The organism is Paenibacillus sp. NPDC056579, assembly GCF_042793215.1.
GTDB lineage: Bacteria > Bacillota > Bacilli > Paenibacillales > NBRC-103111 > Paenibacillus_S.
In genome coordinates, this window is record NZ_JBHTVD010000014.1 from 1 (window position 1) to 17,307 (window position 17,307).

A 17,307-nucleotide genomic window follows, 5' to 3' on the forward strand; every position below is an offset into this window, starting at 1 on the left:
GGGTTCCGGGTTCCGGGTTCGGGGTTCGGGGTTCCGGGTTCGGGGTTCCGGGTTCGGGGTTCGGGGTTCGGGGTTCGGGGTTCGGGGTTCGGGGTACCGAGCTTACTTTCCAGGGCTCGGCATTTAAGCAGCCTAGTCCATGTACTGTCTCTGGATTGATTCGGCTGTAGCCTACGAATAACCAATAACTTAGCGAAGCCCGGACGCTCTTTTCGGCACAACGAGGCGGTCGGTTTAACCCCGCTGTTGAGCACGATCGCTTTTTCCTAGCCTCTGTAAATGCCTCTCATCGAACCGACCGATTACCTCAGCAGTCCTATGCGTTCTCGGATAAGTCGATCACATGGATCATCGGCACGAAGACCTTCCGCTCAGCAGCATTGTTGTACCTACGAACCGTTCCACAGAACAACAAAACCTCCATTTCCGCTAATGCGAAGCCCATTCTGAGTTCATCGAAATAACCAAAGAATCGGTTACCGATGCTATCCCAAAGAGCTCCATACGGAAATGGAGGTTTATATGCTTGAAGTCCAACAGCCGGAGCCAGCCATTTAGTGACATAGCCCTGCTGGCTAAATGCCGTCCGGATTAACGGTTGTCCACTTTTTCCGGATACATGTCGTGGTTCATCAAGCGGTGCTCGGCCATCGCTTCATACTTCGTTCCGGGACGTCCCCAGTTACAGTACGGATCGATCGAAATGCCTCCGCGTGGAGTGAACTTGCCCCACACTTCGATGTACCAAGGATTCATCAGGCTAATCAGGTCGTTCATGATGATGTTGACGCAGTCCTCGTGAAAATCGCCGTGGTTGCGGAAGCTGAACAAGTACAGCTTCAACGATTTGCTTTCGACCATTTTGATATCCGGAATGTACGAAATATAGATCGTTGCAAAATCCGGCTGTCCGGTCATAGGACACAAGCTTGTAAATTCGGGGCAATTGAACTTGACGAAGTACGGACGGTTCGGGTGTTTATTGTCGAACGACTCCAGCAGCTTCGGGTCATAGTCGAATATATAGCGGGTTCCTTGATTGCCCAATAGCGTAATGTCTTTCAGTTCTTCATTAGTTCTTCCTGCGGACATACAAAAATCTCCTCCTTGTTTTCTGTCGGCCGCTTACGCCGTAACGAAAAGAAGAACGAGATTTGTTGGAGAACGTGCCTGCTCTGTTAGGATGAACTAAAGACGAAATAAACGTACCGGTAACGGCAACGTCTGTCCTTAGTTTTTTATAGAGGGAGTTCGCGAACCTCTCCTGGAACGGGCGGGTGCTCGTGCCAGCTTCTTCTTTTTTCTATCGTACTATACCATAGCCTGTGCGGAAATGCACGTGCAACATGCTGGAATCGCCGCACAGCCCAGAGACAAAACTTCAACAGCCGGGACCAAATTGGACCCCGGCTTTGATCTTCGACGTCCTCCGCTTCAGTCAGCGCGGGTGGATGCTACGCCCCCAGGACCAATGGTACCTCGGGTTTGATCTTGCTGACCTTCTCTTCCCGCACCCAATCAGCCGGCGGATGCAGGATGCTCCAGCATTCACAGTCTAATGACCCCAGCTTTAACCTTTCAGACTTTCCTATCCCTCACCGATTCAATCAGAGGCATGCAGGATGCTCCAGCACCCAGTATCTAGTGGGCCCCGGCTTTGATCTTGCTGACCTTCTCCTCACGCTCCGATTCGGTCAGCCGCGGACAGGTAAAGCAATAGCCGTGTCCCGTGTCCGTCTTATATGCAAGACAGCACACCGCCTTGATTCGCATTTGCTCTCCCGGGATCCGCGGATTTTCCATCATCCGGAATCTGATGTCGAACGGATTTTTTTTGCGCCCGAACACTTCAGGCTCAAGACTGTAGAACAGCGTGTCAAAATCTTGCCGCACCCGCTCGCGCTCCTCGTCGGTTTGCGCTTCCTGCAGCCAGCGGTCCATAGCGTAATGCATCCGGGTACCCATCACACCCCACAGCTGGCCTACGTTAATACCGGCCGCTTCCGCTACACTTTCAAGCAGCGGCTTCACTTGCTGCCCATAAAAAGCTTCCATGGCCGCAAGAACAGCAGCCTCCCGGTTCTCAGCCGGCAGCGGCTCGGCTACCCACGAATTGACCCGAAAAGCTACCCCCGTGCGATGCTCGATCTTGAACAGCTGCACCTCAACCCGATCCAAAGACAAGCTGGCAACTGCATTATCATGCCATAACGAGTATTGAAATGCCGCACACACAGCTCCGAACCAGCTTGCAAAATAGGTTCCGGCCACATCCGTCTCCAGCGCTTTAATAAGCGGCGCATAAGTGCCTATGAACGATGCGGCTCCTTCCTGATGGAGCAGGCTGGACAAGGTGGCGCCATACATCGTATCCGGTTTGTCCTCCAACGTAACATAAAACTGTTTGTCGTAGTACGCGGCATCAAAGCGCTCCATAACTTCCGTTCCCCGCTTTCTCAATTAAGTGATGGTCCATCATCATGATCTAACGTGCGCCTAGCTAGGCACATCCCGGGATTAACCGGGGTTTATATTGATCAGCCGTCTGGCTAAATTATGCTCTATATCGTGATAACGAGAATCATTATCATTATAAAGACCCTTATAATTATTGTCAATCAATACCACGTCTTTTTCGAGCCCCCCATCGGGAAAAGACACAAAAAAACCGCACAAAGTGGAGCTTTGGCATCGAAGTCAATCAGATACTTTGCTGGGAGCCCCGATTATAAATTCTATATGTGCAAAAAAAACCGCACTCTCTGCGGCGGAAGATGCGGCTTCCATCCACAGGATGTGCGGTTGTTTCGTGTTGAATAACTGGCCATCTGCTCTGCTCACCATAGAGGCAGAGCAGTGCAGACCTTCGGATCAGCTAAACCGGGGATTACAACGTTTTTTCGCCTTTTTTCCAATTTGCAGGGCACAAGCCTCCGGACTGCAGAGCTTCAAGAATACGAAGCGTCTCATCTACACTGCGTCCTACGTTCATATCGGTGACCACCTGGTAGCGGAGAATACCCTCCGGATCGATGATGAACAAGCCGCGGTGAGCCGCTCCGCTCGCTTCATCCAGGACGCCGTAGGCGCGCGCCGTTTCTTTCTTGAAGTCCGACGCCATAGGGTAGCTGATCGCTCCAATGCCTTGCTGGTCGCGCGGCGTGTTAATCCATGCGCGGTGCGTGTAAATGCTGTCCACGGAAATGCCGATTACATCGCAATCTAGCTCCAGAAATTTATCGTAATGATCGCTGAAGGCGATAATTTCCGTCGGGCATACGTACGTGAAGTCGAACGGCCAGAAAAAGACCATCAGCCAGCGGCCGCGATATTGCTCCAGAGCCACGTTCTCCTCCAGTGTTTCCAGATTTTTCGTCGATGGAAGGTCGAACGAAGGAGCTTTCAACCCGATTCTTACCGTTTCCGTAACTGCTGCAGATGCTGTTGTCATATTAGTTCATCCTCCAAATGATTTATAAGGTGTATTTTGCTGTAGCTATATCAAGCTTTGCTTATTGAGCCAACGCTTTTTTGATGCGTGTCGGATTCAAGCCGAGAATTTTCGTTTCTCCGATGACGGTAACGGGGATAGAGCTCATTCCCATTGCTTCGAGTTCATCGCGGTATGTCTCGTTATGATCGATGTTGCGATCTTCGAAGGGGATGTTTTGCTCGGTCAAATATTTTTTCAGCTGGCTGCAATAGGTGCAAGTTGTGCTGGAGTAGACGATAACTTGGGATGCGGTTGTAGACATGGCATGATTCCTCCTTGGGTTCGGTTGAATTAGTTTATTTATACTGCGGGATCAATTGCTCCCGCCTGTGAATGAACTTGTCCACCGCCATCGCGGCGATAGCCCCGTCGGCTGCGGCGACAACCGCCTGTTTGACAGGCGATTTGCGCACTTCTCCGGCTCCGAACACGCCGGGCACCGGCGATTGCATATATTCGTCGAGCACCATGAAGCCGTTCTCGTCAAGCGGAACCTGATCCTGCAGGAAGTCGGTTCCCGGCTTGCTGCCCGAGAGAAAGACGAACACGCCGTTTACGTTTAGAAGCTGCTCTTCGCCGCTCGCCTGCTTCACGCGGACACCTTCCACATGTTGTTCTCCGACGATTTCCAAAGGGCGTGAGCGGAAGTACACATCCGTGTTCCCCATCTGCGGCAGCTCGGATACCCCTTGCAGCTCCGCCCGGGGCACGATAAAGTGGATTTTCGCGGCGATTTTGTTCAGCGCAAGCACCTCATCCAACGCTTCCTCGGAATCGCCGATAACAGCGATCTCCTTGCCCTGATAGAATGCTCCGTCGCAGGTGGCGCAGGTGCTCACCCCTCTGCCCAGCAGCTCCTCTTCGCCCTGCAGCATCCGGTTGCGCCCTTTGGAGCCGGTCGCAATAATGACCGCCTTTGCCTCGAACATGCCGTCGGCGGTGAACACATACTTCGTGTCCCCTTCCAGATCAACCGCCGTAATGCTCGTCTGCTTGAACTCGGCGCCGAAGCTTGCCGCCTGGCTGCGAATCCGGTCCAGCAGCTCCTTGCCGCTCAGCTCCTCGGAGATGCCCGGATAGTTAGCGATCTTATGCGTAAGCGCGAGCGCTCCGGTGCCAGGGGCTTTATCCAGCACTAGCGTGGACAGACGCCCTCTCGCCGTATACACGGCTGCGGATGCCCCGGCCGGTCCGCCGCCGATAATAATGACATCGTACATCCTCACTCCTCCTCTCATCATCCACCCTAATTTATATTTGAACTTAAACTAAATATAAATAACTTATAAATGAATACTACCATGGATAGGCTCCCCCATCATGAAGGTTTCGTGAAGCTCTAGTTAAGGTTTCATGAAGGTCCGATGAAGATTTCATGAAGACAACGCCGCCCTGCAAAAAGCGGGTTTAGCGCACAATGTGCGCTAAACCCGCTTGTCATGGAGAGGTCAATCGGCAAGCCGATAGCCTACTCCGCGTACTGTTTCAATATATTGCGGCGCCTTCGGATTGTCCTTCAGCTTATGCCGCAAGCTTTTAACATGAACATCGACCGTATTGCTGCCTCCGAAGTACTGGTCTCCCCAGATGCGATCCATCATCTCTTGGCGGGACAGCACTGTCCCGTTCGTCTCCAGAAGCACCCTGAGCAGGTCGAATTCCGTCTTGGTCAGATCAACCCGGGCATTACCGAGGTGGACCGACATTTTCTTGAAATCAACGACCAGGTCTTTGCGCTGCACCTGGTCGGACCGTTCCTCGGGCTGCCTTCCGCTGCCCGACAGCAGCGATTGAATCCGCGGCAGCACCGCGTCCGCCGGTGCCGACCCTGCAGGCCATACCAGCGATTCGTCATAGGACGATGCAGCCTGCTGCTCCGACAGCTGCTCTGTCCTTTTGACCAGCAGCAGAGCAGGTGCGGTAATCGCAGCCGGACGGCTTCTCAGCTGGGACGTGCCGTAAGTTGCATCCATGATCAGCAAATCGATCCGCAATGCGGCGAGCGCTTGTTCATCCAAATGATGAAATACCAGCACATCGTAGCATTTAGCGGTTAATTCCCGGACCAGCTCATGCAATGCATGAGGGAACGGGCTAATGATTACAATCGAATGCGTGGTCTCGCAGTAAGCACCGATAGGCAAGTCCGCGTCGTTGGACCGAACGCTCACTTCTTCTCTGAACTGCTGCTGCATGCAGGGCACACCCCTTTCAGCAAAATATGTTCTTCCTCGACCTTATACCCCGTCTCCTCAGATACAGCTCGCGCCCATTCCGGCGGGAGATGAGTGAACACTTCGTCCACTTTGCCGCATACCCGGCATACGATATGCTGGTGATCCTCCGTCCGGGCATCGTATCGGCTCGCATCCCCCTCCAGCTTCAGCTCCCGGATCAACCCCTCCTCCGTCAAGTAACGCAACGAATTGTAGGTCGTAGCATAAGCGAATTGATGTCCGCGCTTGTTCAATCTCTCAATAATTTCGCCGGCCGTAGGATGATCCGCGCTCTCCATAATAATCTCATAAATCGCTTTGCGTTGGGGTGTAAGCTGTCCTTTTCTACTCATCATGATCCCCCCGTTCTATCTGTTATATTTAGATTAATTCTAATATTAGATTTAGTCTAAGTCAATATGTTTCTAGAAAATAGATCCCAGGTCCCTGCACCTGTACAACACAAATTCTAAAAGCAAACAGCCCGCCGCATCTATGCGGACAGAGCTGTTTCATACTCTACCGTATTATTTATGATTCCCAAATAAGGCTTCCAATGCATCCCGCTGCGCAGGCTTAATGTTGACCTTGGGGCGAATCGCTTTGGCTGCCGCCTCAGCTTCGTCGATTGTTTTGTACTTGCCCAGCTTCAGCAGCGTTCCCACGGCTACGGAACCGGCTCTTCCGCCTCCACCCGCACAATGAAACCCGACCTTTTTGCCGCTGTTGTATGCTTCTATCACATGATGTATCGCCTGCTGAAGCAGCTGGTCCTGAGGCTGCTCGGCGTTGTCCCCGAGAGGCACTCGAATCCATTCCACATGCGGTGCCGGATAAGCGCACTCCGTCGCCTCCGCGCGCAGATCAACGATGACCTCTACGCCTTCATTGTTGATCATCCCCTCCGCATCCGCCGCTCCGCCAATAAAGATCCGGTCATCCACCAGGTTCTGGTATGGTTTGTTCATGGCTCTACTCCTTTGCTTGCCGGCTGAACGGCTGCCATTCCATCATTACAGGCTCGGACGGAGGAGCGCAGCACAAGGCAACGTCTCTCTCACTTGCGGATTCAAATTCCGAATCTTCCTTGGTATAAAAGATTTCCCACGCATTTCCGTCCGGATCATGCACCCATACTTTGTCCTGAACCGCATAACAGCACGTAGTATTCATCTCGTCGATCAATAGAAGCTTCGACTGGCGCAGCCGCTCGCCGATCGCAAGCACTTCCTCCGTGTTGTTCACCTGAAAGCCGAGATGGTTGAGCACACCGCCCTTATCGAAGGGCCGTACATTCAACGAAAAGTGCAGCGCCGGGCTATCCAGCTCGAACTTGGCATAATTGTCTTTCACTTTGACCGGCTCCGTACCGAAAAAAGCACGGTAAAAATCCAACGACTTCCCCAGATCACTACAGTTCAACGCGACATGCATACGTTTTATCATCGTAATCCCCTCCTTATTTGCCTTCCGCTACAAATTGCTCAATCCGCCGCTTGATGCTGTCGCGAACCTCGCGAAATTGATTCATGATCTCCTCTTCGCTGCCTGTCGCTTTGGCCGGGTCGTCAAAACCCCAGTGCCATTTCACCACACTGTTGTTGGAAATAACGGGACAATGCTCATCGGCATGGCCGCACAGCGTAATGACGTAATCCGCGCGGTTCAGCAGCTCCTGAGACAAGACGTCGGATGTATTCACGCTAATATCCACGCCGGCCTCCTTCATCACCTGAACGGCCCGAGGATTGAGCCCATGCGCCTCCAGACCGGCGCTCCGCACCTCATAGCGGTCCCCGCCTAACGACTGTAAAAAACCGTCCGCCATTTGGCTTCTGCAAGAGTTTCCTGTGCACAAAAAATAAACGAAAGGCTTCGCATTCATGCTTGGATCGGCTCCTTTTATTATCAAATGAGAATGAACTAAACACCTTGATGTCTGCCTTTGGCTTGCTTCGTCAGCACAGCTTTGGCAATTAAGGAAACCGCTGTGACAGCTGCCGTAACTGCCGCAATATAGAGCCAAATGCTTGCATGAAGCGTCTGAATGAAATACAGCCATAAATAAAGCCCTGTAAGAGTTATAAACAAAGTCGGGACCGTTAAAATAACGCCGATTTTGAAATAGTAGCCCCAGCCGATCTTGACGTCTTTTTTGGCTAATACGTGCATCCACAGCAAGGTCGCGAGCGAACCGATCGGAGTGATTTTGGGACCGAGATCCGAGCCGATGACATTGGCATAAATGAGCGCTTCCCTCACAACGCCTTCCGTCTGTGTCCCGTGAATGGCCAGAGCTCCGATCATTACCGTCGGCAAATTGTTCATCACGGAGGATAAAATAGCCGCGATAAAGCCTGTACCCGCCGCCGCCGCGAACAGCCCCTTATCCGCAACAAACTGGATAACGCCGCCCAGCGCATCCGTCAAGCCCGCATTTTTCAAGCCATAGACGACGACATACATGCCGATGGAAAAAACAACGATGGTCCATGGCGCTTCCTTAATCAGCCGCTTCGTTTGAATCACCGGGCTTTTGCGCGCGGCCAGCAGCAGCACTATTGCAGCAACGCCTGCAATGATCGATACCGGAACGGACAGAAATTCACTTAAGAAGTAAACCGCCATTAATACCGCCAGAATGATCCACGACAGCCGAAACAGCGCTTTATCCTTTATCGCATCATTAGGATTCTTGAGCTGGTCCGAGCGGTAGGAGTCGGGTATGCTTTTGCGAAAATATAGATATAATACGAGTAAACTGGCAGCGATGGCAAAAAAGTTCGGCACGATCATCCGGCTCGCATATTCCGCAAATCCGATGCCGAAATAATCGGCTGAGACAATGTTGACCAGATTGCTTATGACGAGCGGAAACGACGCGGTATCAGCGATAAAGCCGCTTGCCATAATAAACGGCAGGATCATCGCCTTTTCGAACCGAAGCTCCCGAACCATTGCAAGAACGATGGGCGTCATAATGAGCGCCGCTCCGTCATTCGCGAACAAAGCGGACACCGCTGCGCCCAACAGGACGATATAAACGAACATCAGCATACCGTTGCCCTTCGCCAAACGGGCCATATGTAATGCAGCCCACTCAAATAATCCGATCTCGTCCAGTACGAGAGAAATAAAGATGATGCCTACAAACGCCAATGTGGCGTTCCACACGATGCCGGTTACCGTACCGACGTCCGAGAAGCTGACGATCCCGCACAATAGAGCCAAAATGGCGCCGCCCGTCGCGGACCAGCCGATGCTTAATCCTTTGGGCTGCCAAATAACAAACATTAAAGTAATTAGAAAAATAACAAACGCAAGCCACGCCATGCGTATAACTCCTCCACTCTATTCAGCAACAACGATTCGACGATGAGAATTCCCCATGAATGGAGGGAATTTGGTTAAGCACCTCCCGAAACGGCGGATTGTCCTCCACTTTCAAGGAGTAATATATCCATTGCCCCTTCCGGTTTTCGTTAACCAGCCCGCCTGCCTTTAACTTCCTTAAATGCTGGCTGACTCCAGGCTGCGAAATACCGACATGATCCACGATATCGCAGACGCATAGCTCCCGGTCCTTCAGAAGGCCGACGATCGTCAGCCTCGTCTTGTCCCCGAGCAGTTTAAACAGCTCCGCCATTTCTTGGATCGGATCCTCCATTGTAACGTTACACCTCGCTCCGCTCTTTAACTATACAATTAATATATAACGATTCACTTATATAATCAATCACTTATTTGTAAATTTACAAAAAAGACAGCGCAAGCTTCGAACTAATAATAAAGCTCGGAGTCCCACTGTCTTATTTGCTTATTAAACTGCTGAGGATGCCGCGGTCAGATCCCTTGGCTGCCATAGTTCCTTACATCTTTAGAGTCAAATTCCTTAACAATAGCTCTCCTTCGGATTTGAACCGTTTATTGTTGCTTATAAAAGCTTCTGCCTCGGATAATTTCGCCGGCCTATACCCCGGACCGCCGCATCCACAGGAATGATAAGTAAACCCGTTGCGATAAAGAAGCTCAACCTTCGACCACTGTTTCAGGTCGTTTTGCCGCGGCGCCCGAAAATCGTGTCCCATATCCTTCATTGTTTCGCTGCATTGCGGGCATTTATACTGTCTATTGTGGCGTTCGCCTTCTTCCAAGTCATAATTGGAAGTTTGTTTGAATACTTTCCTGCAATGAAAACAAGCAAAGATGTCCTTGTACGGCCCGTATATTGCGTATCGGCACATTAATATCACATCCTCGTTGGGCTAGCATTGTTTGAATAAGCCTTTCGACGTTCCTTTAATCAAATAATATGCTTTTCACTCTGCCGTTTGTGCGGTTCACTTCAAGCCGGTCGATGGTCGCGGTATGTTCATCATTCTGATCATTTCGGACCAGCTCATAAATATGGATCGTTACGCTTTGAGCATCGGAATGTTCGACCTCCGTCCTGATTATGGATCCGATGTTATCCTGATTCCGTAAATTGTCGGAAATAGAGGTTGTTTCCTCTGCACCGGTAACGATGTAAAAGGCCTCGGCATCCGTCAGTCGAAACAGATCGGGATCGCCTAGCGTCAGGTCGCCGTTATCGAATCTTTGTATTTGCAGCTCGGTGAATCGATCGGCATATTCTTTATTCAGAAGCTCATAAATTAATTCCTCGCCTGCAGAAAGAGCCTCCAGCTTTTTGCTGAGATCATGCTTACTGGTACTCGTTATCTCTCCAAGAGGTTCAATACTTTGCTTTGCTGTATCGTAAATTGCCAGATTCCCGCTAATGACCTTAGAGCGGTTGAGACTGCTACGCGATTGAACGAGCAGCACATCCTTCATACCACTTAAATGATAAGTGAATACATCGGTAAAGCCATACCGGTACGAATCGGGGATTTGCAAACTAGTAAACAGCTTCGTTAAAAACGGGGCCTCATTACTGCCTGAATTTTGCAGGTAAAATGTGCCTTTAGGCTCAGCATTAAATCCTCCGAATCCATCCCCCGGGTAATCGATGGTTATAGAATTTTCAGTAAATGTCGCAGTAACCTGGCTATATTCAGGATTGGAGAACACAATGTCTTTACCGTCGAACGTGAAATCGGATTCCAATTCGCCCATATTGCGGCTAAAGCCGTGTACTACGGAAACATGCAGATGATAGCGGTTATCGTCTAGCTTGCTCACCTCAGCCATACCTGAGTTTAAAGGATTGGACCAAGGGTATGAGAACATGCCGGTTATAATCGTATCTGTTGAGGCTTGTGCCGCTACCGGAGGCTGAGACCCATCGGGAATTGCCGATATCCGCACCGTTCTCGAATCGGCTTCCCAATCCACCTTTGCGCCAAGAGACTCTGCAATAAAACGAACAGGTACCATCGTACTTCCGTTCACAATTATGGGTGAAGCGTCGAGAGAGAGCTGCTGCCCGTTAAGAATTGCCGTCCCGGATCCAATAGTCAGGGATATCACATTCTGACCTTTGCTTGCAGTCACCGTCGAGATATTGCCGTCCCATGCAACTTGGGCTCCCAGCGCCTCAAATATGCTCCTGAGCGGTACGAGCGTACTGCCGTTCATGATGACAGGCTGCTGCTCAAGCAGCAATAGATTGCCGTTCACTAGTACGGAAATCACTTCGATGGAAGTGCCCGGCTGCGGACTAGACGCTGTCTGATTATCTGAAGCGGCTTCTGCGATAGCTTGCGGGGCCGAACCCCCGGCAGCAGCTATAGCTAACGCAATCGCCAGCTTCCATGCGGATGCTTTTATCTTCATAGTATAAATGGAATCTCCTTATGATTTTAGCTGTTCAAAACACCTATTCTTCGCACTTAAAATCCTCTATCTTTATTCACAATATATTCATCCGAAGCCAAGATATCCTGAACGATCTCCGACGTTTGTTTCCCTGTTGTGTCATATAGATAATTGTTATTGAAAGGCAAAGCGTCGAGACGCTGCAGCAAAAATAACGAACGGTCAAGCAGATGAGAATCCCCGCGTTCCCCGAGCCTTTCCTTCAATGTATCTTCGTTTGCCCGCAGCACGACGTACTTAATTTGAATGGCCGAGTCGGACAGCCGTTCGCATATCCGTTCCAAATCATTTTGTAAAATCCACTCGATTACAACATTCAAGTCGTTACGCAGGAAGCTTTTTGCCAATAAAATCATGTTCTCCCATGTCAGCGAAAAGCGTTGATCCATGGGCAGCTCGCTTCCCGGCAATAACATCTTATTTACGTCATCACCCGTAATCAGTGCGGAGGGCTTGAGGCTTTGAGTCAATTCCTTAGCAAGCGTAGATTTGCCGACTCCACTGGTCCCGGAAATGAGATAAACCACTTTGTCCCCACTCATGTTTCGATAAACCTCCTATCCTGCTGTAACAATCGTTACTCCCATTTGAAGGTCAGGCTGGCGATGACGAAGGCTACAACCATCCAGCCGCCAAGCAGCGCGGCTTCGCGCCATACATCGCCAAGCGTGGCTCCAACGTTCATGATTTGGCGCAGAGCCGTAGACAGATGCGATATCGGAAGCAAATTAACTACAGGCTGCAGCCAGTCAGGCATGTTCTTGATCGGAAAGAAGACGCCGCCCAGAAAAAGCAGCGGAAACGAGATGAAGCCGGCGATCGGGCCGGCGCTTTCCGGCGTTTTGGCGAGCGCGGCGACGATAAAGCCGATCGACATGAAGGTCAGCGTCCCGATCACGACGAAGAAGAGCAGAAGCAGCCAGGAACCGTTGACCTGGGTTCCGAAAATCAGGCTGCCGATCAGCAGCACGATGAGCGCCTGCGCACCGTTCAACAGCAGCCGGGCTGTGATTTGTGCGGCAATGAAGCTCCGCGGCTGAAGCGGCGTGCTTTGGAGGCGCCTGAGAATCCCCCGCTCGCGCCAAGAGGCGATTTGACCGGCGACGCCGTTCAAATTGTTATTCATAATCATCATGGCGACGATCCCCGGTACGAGGAAATCGATATACTTCAGATTAAAGGATTGAATCCCTTGAGGCTGAACCGTGATGACCGGGTTGTAGCCGACAAGCTGCTTGCTGATGCCATCGGCGATCTGTGACATGAGGGGCAGCCCGATCTGATTGGTGGTTTGGCTCATCTCATCGTAATAGACGAGGAGCTTGGAGCCAGGCATGGAGGCGGATTTCGCATTAACCGCGGCCTCGTAACCTTGCGGAACCGCGACGACAAGCTGCTGGTCGCCCTGCTTCAGCTCCTTCATTGCTGCATCGAGATCGCTGCTCTCCGATACTTTCAGTACGGTCAGCTGCTTCATAGAGGATAGTAGAGCCTGCGACGCAGCCGTCTGGTCTTGGTCGATAACCTTGACGGACAACGTTGTGCTGTCCCCTTTTCCCAAGAACGAGCCTAACATCACCATGAAAAAGATGGGAAATACAAGCGTCCAAAACAATACCTGCCGATTTCTGCCAAAAAGCCGCAGCTGGGCTAAAGTCAATTGACGATATGCTTTCATTCCTCCCGCAAGCTCCTTCCCGTCATATGGATGAATACGTCCTCGAGCGTCGCAGTACGCGTCTGAAGATCGGCAACACGGATGTTCCGCTCCGCGGTCTGCTGTACGAATGCAGTCAGCGCATTTTGCAAATGATCCGTGTACAGCACGAATGTGTCCTTGCGCTGGTCCACTTGCTTCACGTCAGGCAGTGACTGGACAAGCGTCAGCATCTCCTGCTGGCGTGCCTCATCCTCCCGAATCGGCTCCGGCAAGCGAAATTCAATGGCGCTGTCCGATTGCAGGCTGCGGACGAGATGCTCCGGCGTATCCAGCGCAATGACTTGCCCTTTATCCATCAGACAGATGCGATCGCATAGCACATGTGCCTCGTCCATGTAATGCGTGGAGAGCACCACCGTCTTGCCCCGCTCCTTCATGCGGAGCACGATGTCCCACAATGTCCGCCGGGCTTGAGGATCGAGTCCGGTAGTCGGCTCGTCCAGGAAAACCACCTTCGGGTCGTTCACGAGCGCCAGAGCTATGGCAAGCCGCTGCTTTTGGCCTCCGGATAAGTTTTTGATGCGGTCGTTCATTTTGTCGCGCAATATCATGTCGTCAAGCAGCGGCTCGATCGGCACGGAGCTTGGATAGAAGCTTGCGTACATGCGGATGATCTCGTGAACGTGAAGCAGGTCGAACAATGACGTCGATTGGAGCTGGACGCCGATGATTTCCTTGACCTTTTTCAGATCTTTTTTCGTATCGAAGCCTGCAACAAGCGCTTTCCCTTCGTCCGGCTGCCGCAAACCCTCGATCATTTCCATCGTTGTTGTTTTGCCCGCCCCGTTAGGCCCGAGGAGACCGAACACCTCCCCTTCCTGAACGCTGAAATGAATTCCATTTACCGCGGTAAATTTCCCATACCGTTTGACGAGTCCTTCCACTTCTATGATGGCGTTGGCCAAAGCCGGTTCCTCCTTTGCGGCATTCCTGCCGGTTCTTTCTTGCGACGCGATATCGACTGCGGATGAATGCTTCAACTGCTTACAAGAATTTCCTTCCTCTAAAGTTATCATACCATTGTTATGCATGTTCACGGTACTAAGGGCAATCGGTTGGAAGCATGAATATGAGATTAAGACAAAAAATATGAATTTTCCAACAAAAACAACGGATATGTATAAAGAAATTATCATTTGCTTGAACTATACTATTTAGGAATTAAAGGAAAATATGTTCATTTAAGGAGGTTGGATTATTATTAATAGAAGATGGACGGGAACCGCAGCAGCTTTCATTATCTTTGCCTACTTACTGTCCGGATGCAGCGGGCAACCGGCAACCGATGTAAAAGAGCAGTCTCAGACGGTAGATTTCAACGCTCCGGTAGAGCTAATATTGACGTCGAGCGGCGGCAATGCTCCGGATTATTTTAATAACGCTTACACGCAATTCCTGCAAAAGAAATTTCCGAACTGGAAGTTCCAGTATATTCAACGGACGGCCGGAACGACGGCTTCCGAGCTCATTACGGCGGGTACGGCTATCGACATTACGATTGAAGCCCACACCGGGATCATCGATGGGGTCATTACACCAGGCATTCAATACGACATCAGCGATTTAATCAAGAAGCATAATATTGATCTGAACCGCTTCGAGCCGGTCACGATTGACGCCATGAAATCGATGGCGGGAGGCCAAATTTGGGGATTGCCCATCAGCATGCTGTCGTTAGTCACTTTTTACAACAAAGATATTTACGATAAGTTCGGCGTGCCCTACCCGAAAGACGGCATGACATGGAACGAATTGGCGGACTTGACCCGGCCTCTGAACAAGCTCGAAGACGGGACGCAATATTTGGGGCTTGTCGGCAACACGGGGCATATGACGCTGATGAACAACTTCTCCCTTCCTTACGTAGACCCCAAAGAAGGCAAATCGACCTTGAACAACGAGAAATGGAAGATCGTGATGGAGTCGGTGTTCAAAGGCGAAGCCCAGGATCCCGGCTTTCAAAACTACGTGAGAGAGAACAAAAACAAAATGCCGGGCAAAGACGAGTTCACCAAAAAAAGAAATCTGGCCACCTACGTGTACTTTTCGGAGCTTGCGACCGACGCGAATATGAAGGGTATCAATTTCGACATCGTATCCTCACCGACATACAAAGAACTTCCGAATGTAGGAGCGCAGCCTATTCCCACCTATGCGATTCTTGCGAAAACGAGCCGGCATAAGGAGGAAGCGATGGAGGTCATCAAATATTTGAGCTCCGACGAATATCAGCTTGAGCGGGCGAAGCTCGGCTTTATTACACCGCTGAAAAACCCGGAAGTGCGGAAGGCGATGGGAAGCGGCTATGACCAGAAGCTGAACTGGAACGCCGTATTTTACAATCCTTTCGCTGCCGTGCCTGCCAAGGGCTCCTTTGAGAACATAGGGGAAAAACCGCTGGTCAGCCTCGTCCCGGATTATATTTTGGGCAATAAAGATTTGAATACGGTCATGAGAGAAGCCGAGGAAACCGCGAACAAAGCGATTGAGGCGGAGAAGAGGAAATAGCTGTTGTAATCACCATGCGGCTGCCGAGATATGCATCCGTGCCGCAGCCGCATGGGTTGTATCTTAAGCTGCCGTCGGTTATGCCCCAGCTCTATTTCTTCAATCGAATCCAGCTGTCATAATCGTGGATCGCCCAGCCTGAGAAGGAAGAACGCTTGTGAAGCAAGCTGGTCAACTTGTCCAGCTCCTGCATCATAACAGCTTGTCCCTTAGTGAAAAAGGTGATGGGCCCTTCGCTGCTCGGATTCGTCTCGACGGCGATAATAACGGATTTGCCGTTCCGTTCCGCTTGATCCAGCTCGGTCATAATACTGGAGAAGATGTCCTCCGACGTATCGCGATAAGCCATCAAGGTTGTTTGGTCCAACTGGCGGATCATCCATTCAGACAACGTGGTTCGCCCGCCTTGCCCATCCGGCACGTTATATTGCTCGAGCCAGCTCGGCAGAGCCGCTCCGGTGATCAAATCAGGGGAGTCCGCTCTAGTTTGCTGCACAAAACCGCTAATCGTGTCTCTCCAATTCCCAAGCAGCGCATCGCTTTGTTGGGACCAGATCGGCATGGTGAACGGCTCGATGTCGAGCTGAATCCCCTTGAAACGGGCATCGGGTTTGACACCGGCATTGTATGTTTTCACCCAATCGATCATTTTGTACATTTTCGCCTGGTTGTCGGGCAGGATCCAATTCGGCGCTCCGCCCATAGCATGAACGTCCATACCGTTCCTTCCCGCTTCCCGGATAAAATCGGCGTATTGTCCGGTCGGAACATCCACGTCCACTTGTAAAAATATGAGATTGATCTGATATTGCTTCAGATACTGCAGCACCTCGGATTGGTTCTGCAGAAAGCTACCTGTATTCCATACATAAGTTGCCTTTTTCTGTGCGCTGTCTGCAGTAACCGCAGCAGACATCTCTTTCAACGCCAAATCGAGCATTGCCGCCATTTCCTGCCGGGTCATCGTATCGCGGGGCCTGTACGACCAAACGCCGGCGTCCTGGCTGACGTCCGGGCCAAACCAGCGGTGGCCGATGACGGAATGGACTGCTTCCAGTGCCCAAGCTTGGGGCTTGTCGGTGAAAGCGACCTCCGGACCCACGGTCAGGCCGCGACTCTTTGCATATCTCCATACCATAGAGGCGGCTTCTTCACGTCGAACCGGTTGATCCGGAGAGAAGGAGGCTGCTGCTGTCCCTTCGACGATCCCAGCCTGAGCGGCCGCACGAATGTAAGTCTCTGCCCAGTGACCGCGGGTATCGGAAAAAGCGCTTGTTCCGCCTGGATCTTTCAGGCCGAAAGCGGATGCTGCGAATTTGGCGAATTGAGCGCGGGTCAACGTTTGTTCAGGCCCATATTGGCCCAGTGTAATACCGTCGGTGACTCCGAGCGCTTTTAAGTCTTCTATATATGTATGATAAGGACTCGTCTCCGGTACGTCCGTAAAGCTTGCGGCAAAGGCAGGATGAGCGGCCATGGAGCAGATAACGAAAGCAGCTAACAGCAGGAATGGCGTTTTTCTCATTGAATGTGAATCCCTCCAAGCAATG

The 17,307-nt window shown here is 51.2% G+C and carries 18 protein-coding genes and 1 riboswitch; of the genes, 1 reads left to right on the top strand and 17 read right to left on the bottom strand.

What is annotated here, in order from left to right; translation table 11 throughout:
* Positions 1-591: 591 nt before the first annotated feature.
* From queF to ACFQ88_RS34200, 16 genes are all read right to left on the bottom strand, one after another.
* On the bottom strand, positions 592-1,092 hold the full coding sequence (gene queF / locus ACFQ88_RS34125) for a preQ(1) synthase (protein ID WP_239629881.1): 501 nt from the start codon (positions 1,090-1,092) through the stop codon (positions 592-594).
* 132 nt (positions 1,093-1,224) lie between these two features.
* Positions 1,225-1,268: riboswitch (PreQ1 riboswitch) on the bottom strand.
* A gap of 373 nt (positions 1,269-1,641) precedes the next feature.
* Complete coding sequence (locus tag ACFQ88_RS34130; RefSeq protein ID WP_379461668.1) at positions 1,642-2,436, bottom strand: hypothetical protein; 795 nt, start codon at positions 2,434-2,436, stop codon at positions 1,642-1,644.
* 451 nt (positions 2,437-2,887) lie between these two features.
* On the bottom strand, positions 2,888-3,451 hold the full coding sequence (locus tag ACFQ88_RS34135; protein ID WP_239629883.1) for a peroxiredoxin: 564 nt from the start codon (positions 3,449-3,451) through the stop codon (positions 2,888-2,890).
* A 61-nt stretch (positions 3,452-3,512) separates the two neighbouring features.
* Complete coding sequence (locus ACFQ88_RS34140) at positions 3,513-3,755, bottom strand: glutaredoxin family protein (protein ID WP_239629884.1); 243 nt, start codon at positions 3,753-3,755, stop codon at positions 3,513-3,515.
* A 34-nt stretch (positions 3,756-3,789) separates the two neighbouring features.
* Complete coding sequence (locus ACFQ88_RS34145; RefSeq protein WP_379461670.1) at positions 3,790-4,713, bottom strand: NAD(P)/FAD-dependent oxidoreductase; 924 nt, start codon at positions 4,711-4,713, stop codon at positions 3,790-3,792.
* A 228-nt stretch (positions 4,714-4,941) separates the two neighbouring features.
* Entirely contained in the window at positions 4,942-5,688 is a 747-nt protein-coding gene (locus tag ACFQ88_RS34150) for a winged helix-turn-helix transcriptional regulator (RefSeq protein WP_379461672.1), read from the bottom strand.
* Positions 5,661-6,062 (bottom strand): Fur family transcriptional regulator, encoded by a 402-nt coding sequence (locus tag ACFQ88_RS34155; RefSeq protein ID WP_239629887.1) that lies wholly within the window; start codon positions 6,060-6,062, stop codon positions 5,661-5,663. The genes ACFQ88_RS34150 and ACFQ88_RS34155 overlap by 28 nt, the downstream gene beginning before the upstream one ends.
* A gap of 174 nt (positions 6,063-6,236) precedes the next feature.
* Positions 6,237-6,677 (bottom strand): protein-tyrosine phosphatase family protein, encoded by a 441-nt coding sequence (locus tag ACFQ88_RS34160; protein ID WP_379461675.1) that lies wholly within the window; start codon positions 6,675-6,677, stop codon positions 6,237-6,239.
* Positions 6,678-6,681: 4 nt separating this feature from the next.
* On the bottom strand, positions 6,682-7,152 hold the full coding sequence (locus tag ACFQ88_RS34165) for an ArsI/CadI family heavy metal resistance metalloenzyme (RefSeq protein ID WP_379461961.1): 471 nt from the start codon (positions 7,150-7,152) through the stop codon (positions 6,682-6,684).
* 16 nt (positions 7,153-7,168) lie between these two features.
* Positions 7,169-7,594 carry an arsenate reductase (thioredoxin) gene (gene arsC / locus ACFQ88_RS34170; RefSeq protein WP_379461677.1) on the bottom strand — a complete coding sequence of 142 codons (426 nt, stop codon included), beginning with the start codon at positions 7,592-7,594 and terminating at the stop codon, positions 7,169-7,171.
* A gap of 38 nt (positions 7,595-7,632) precedes the next feature.
* Positions 7,633-9,042 (bottom strand): arsenic transporter, encoded by a 1,410-nt coding sequence (locus ACFQ88_RS34175; RefSeq protein WP_379461679.1) that lies wholly within the window; start codon positions 9,040-9,042, stop codon positions 7,633-7,635.
* A 22-nt stretch (positions 9,043-9,064) separates the two neighbouring features.
* The gene (locus ACFQ88_RS34180; protein ID WP_239629892.1) at positions 9,065-9,376 is read right to left on the bottom strand and encodes an ArsR/SmtB family transcription factor; all 312 of its coding nucleotides are present in this window, start codon (positions 9,374-9,376) and stop codon (positions 9,065-9,067) included.
* A gap of 632 nt (positions 9,377-10,008) precedes the next feature.
* Positions 10,009-11,487, bottom strand: coding sequence for a copper amine oxidase N-terminal domain-containing protein (locus tag ACFQ88_RS34185; protein WP_379461681.1), 1,479 nt, complete (start codon positions 11,485-11,487; stop codon positions 10,009-10,011).
* 56 nt (positions 11,488-11,543) lie between these two features.
* Positions 11,544-12,071: a P-loop nucleotide/nucleoside kinase family protein gene (locus ACFQ88_RS34190; protein WP_379461683.1), complete on the bottom strand. Its 528-nt coding sequence runs from the start codon at positions 12,069-12,071 to the stop codon at positions 11,544-11,546.
* Positions 12,072-12,106: 35 nt separating this feature from the next.
* Entirely contained in the window at positions 12,107-13,207 is a 1,101-nt protein-coding gene (locus ACFQ88_RS34195; protein WP_379461685.1) for an ABC transporter permease, read from the bottom strand.
* Positions 13,204-14,154, bottom strand: a complete 951-nt coding sequence (locus ACFQ88_RS34200) for an ABC transporter ATP-binding protein (RefSeq protein WP_379461687.1) — start codon at positions 14,152-14,154, stop codon at positions 13,204-13,206. Before ACFQ88_RS34200 ends, ACFQ88_RS34195 begins: the two co-directional genes overlap by 4 nt.
* A 433-nt stretch (positions 14,155-14,587) precedes the next feature.
* Between ACFQ88_RS34200 and ACFQ88_RS34205 the strand changes: the two genes are divergently transcribed.
* The gene (locus ACFQ88_RS34205; protein WP_379461689.1) at positions 14,588-15,757 is read left to right on the top strand and encodes an ABC transporter substrate-binding protein; all 1,170 of its coding nucleotides are present in this window, start codon (positions 14,588-14,590) and stop codon (positions 15,755-15,757) included.
* A 91-nt stretch (positions 15,758-15,848) separates the two neighbouring features.
* Here ACFQ88_RS34205 and ACFQ88_RS34210 read toward each other — a convergent pair whose 3' ends face one another.
* The gene (locus ACFQ88_RS34210) at positions 15,849-17,282 is read right to left on the bottom strand and encodes an S-layer homology domain-containing protein (protein WP_379461691.1); all 1,434 of its coding nucleotides are present in this window, start codon (positions 17,280-17,282) and stop codon (positions 15,849-15,851) included.
* Between the last annotated feature and the right edge of the window lie 25 nt (positions 17,283-17,307).

Coding starts and splice junctions, on each gene's coding strand:
- queF (WP_239629881.1), bottom strand. CDS start 1,092: ATGTCCGCAGGAAGAACTAATGAAGAACTGAAAGACATTACGCTATTG.
- ACFQ88_RS34130 (WP_379461668.1), bottom strand. CDS start 2,436: ATGGAGCGCTTTGATGCCGCGTACTACGACAAACAGTTTTATGTTACG.
- ACFQ88_RS34135 (WP_239629883.1), bottom strand. CDS start 3,451: ATGACAACAGCATCTGCAGCAGTTACGGAAACGGTAAGAATCGGGTTG.
- ACFQ88_RS34140 (WP_239629884.1), bottom strand. CDS start 3,755: ATGTCTACAACCGCATCCCAAGTTATCGTCTACTCCAGCACAACTTGC.
- ACFQ88_RS34145 (WP_379461670.1), bottom strand. CDS start 4,713: ATGTACGATGTCATTATTATCGGCGGCGGACCGGCCGGGGCATCCGCA.
- ACFQ88_RS34150 (WP_379461672.1), bottom strand. CDS start 5,688: ATGCAGCAGCAGTTCAGAGAAGAAGTGAGCGTTCGGTCCAACGACGCG.
- ACFQ88_RS34155 (WP_239629887.1), bottom strand. CDS start 6,062: ATGAGTAGAAAAGGACAGCTTACACCCCAACGCAAAGCGATTTATGAG.
- ACFQ88_RS34160 (WP_379461675.1), bottom strand. CDS start 6,677: ATGAACAAACCATACCAGAACCTGGTGGATGACCGGATCTTTATTGGC.
- arsC (WP_379461677.1), bottom strand. CDS start 7,594: ATGAATGCGAAGCCTTTCGTTTATTTTTTGTGCACAGGAAACTCTTGC.
- ACFQ88_RS34175 (WP_379461679.1), bottom strand. CDS start 9,042: ATGGCGTGGCTTGCGTTTGTTATTTTTCTAATTACTTTAATGTTTGTT.
- ACFQ88_RS34180 (WP_239629892.1), bottom strand. CDS start 9,376: ATGGAGGATCCGATCCAAGAAATGGCGGAGCTGTTTAAACTGCTCGGG.
- ACFQ88_RS34185 (WP_379461681.1), bottom strand. CDS start 11,487: ATGAAGATAAAAGCATCCGCATGGAAGCTGGCGATTGCGTTAGCTATA.
- ACFQ88_RS34190 (WP_379461683.1), bottom strand. CDS start 12,071: ATGAGTGGGGACAAAGTGGTTTATCTCATTTCCGGGACCAGTGGAGTC.
- ACFQ88_RS34195 (WP_379461685.1), bottom strand. CDS start 13,207: ATGAAAGCATATCGTCAATTGACTTTAGCCCAGCTGCGGCTTTTTGGC.
- ACFQ88_RS34210 (WP_379461691.1), bottom strand. CDS start 17,282: ATGAGAAAAACGCCATTCCTGCTGTTAGCTGCTTTCGTTATCTGCTCC.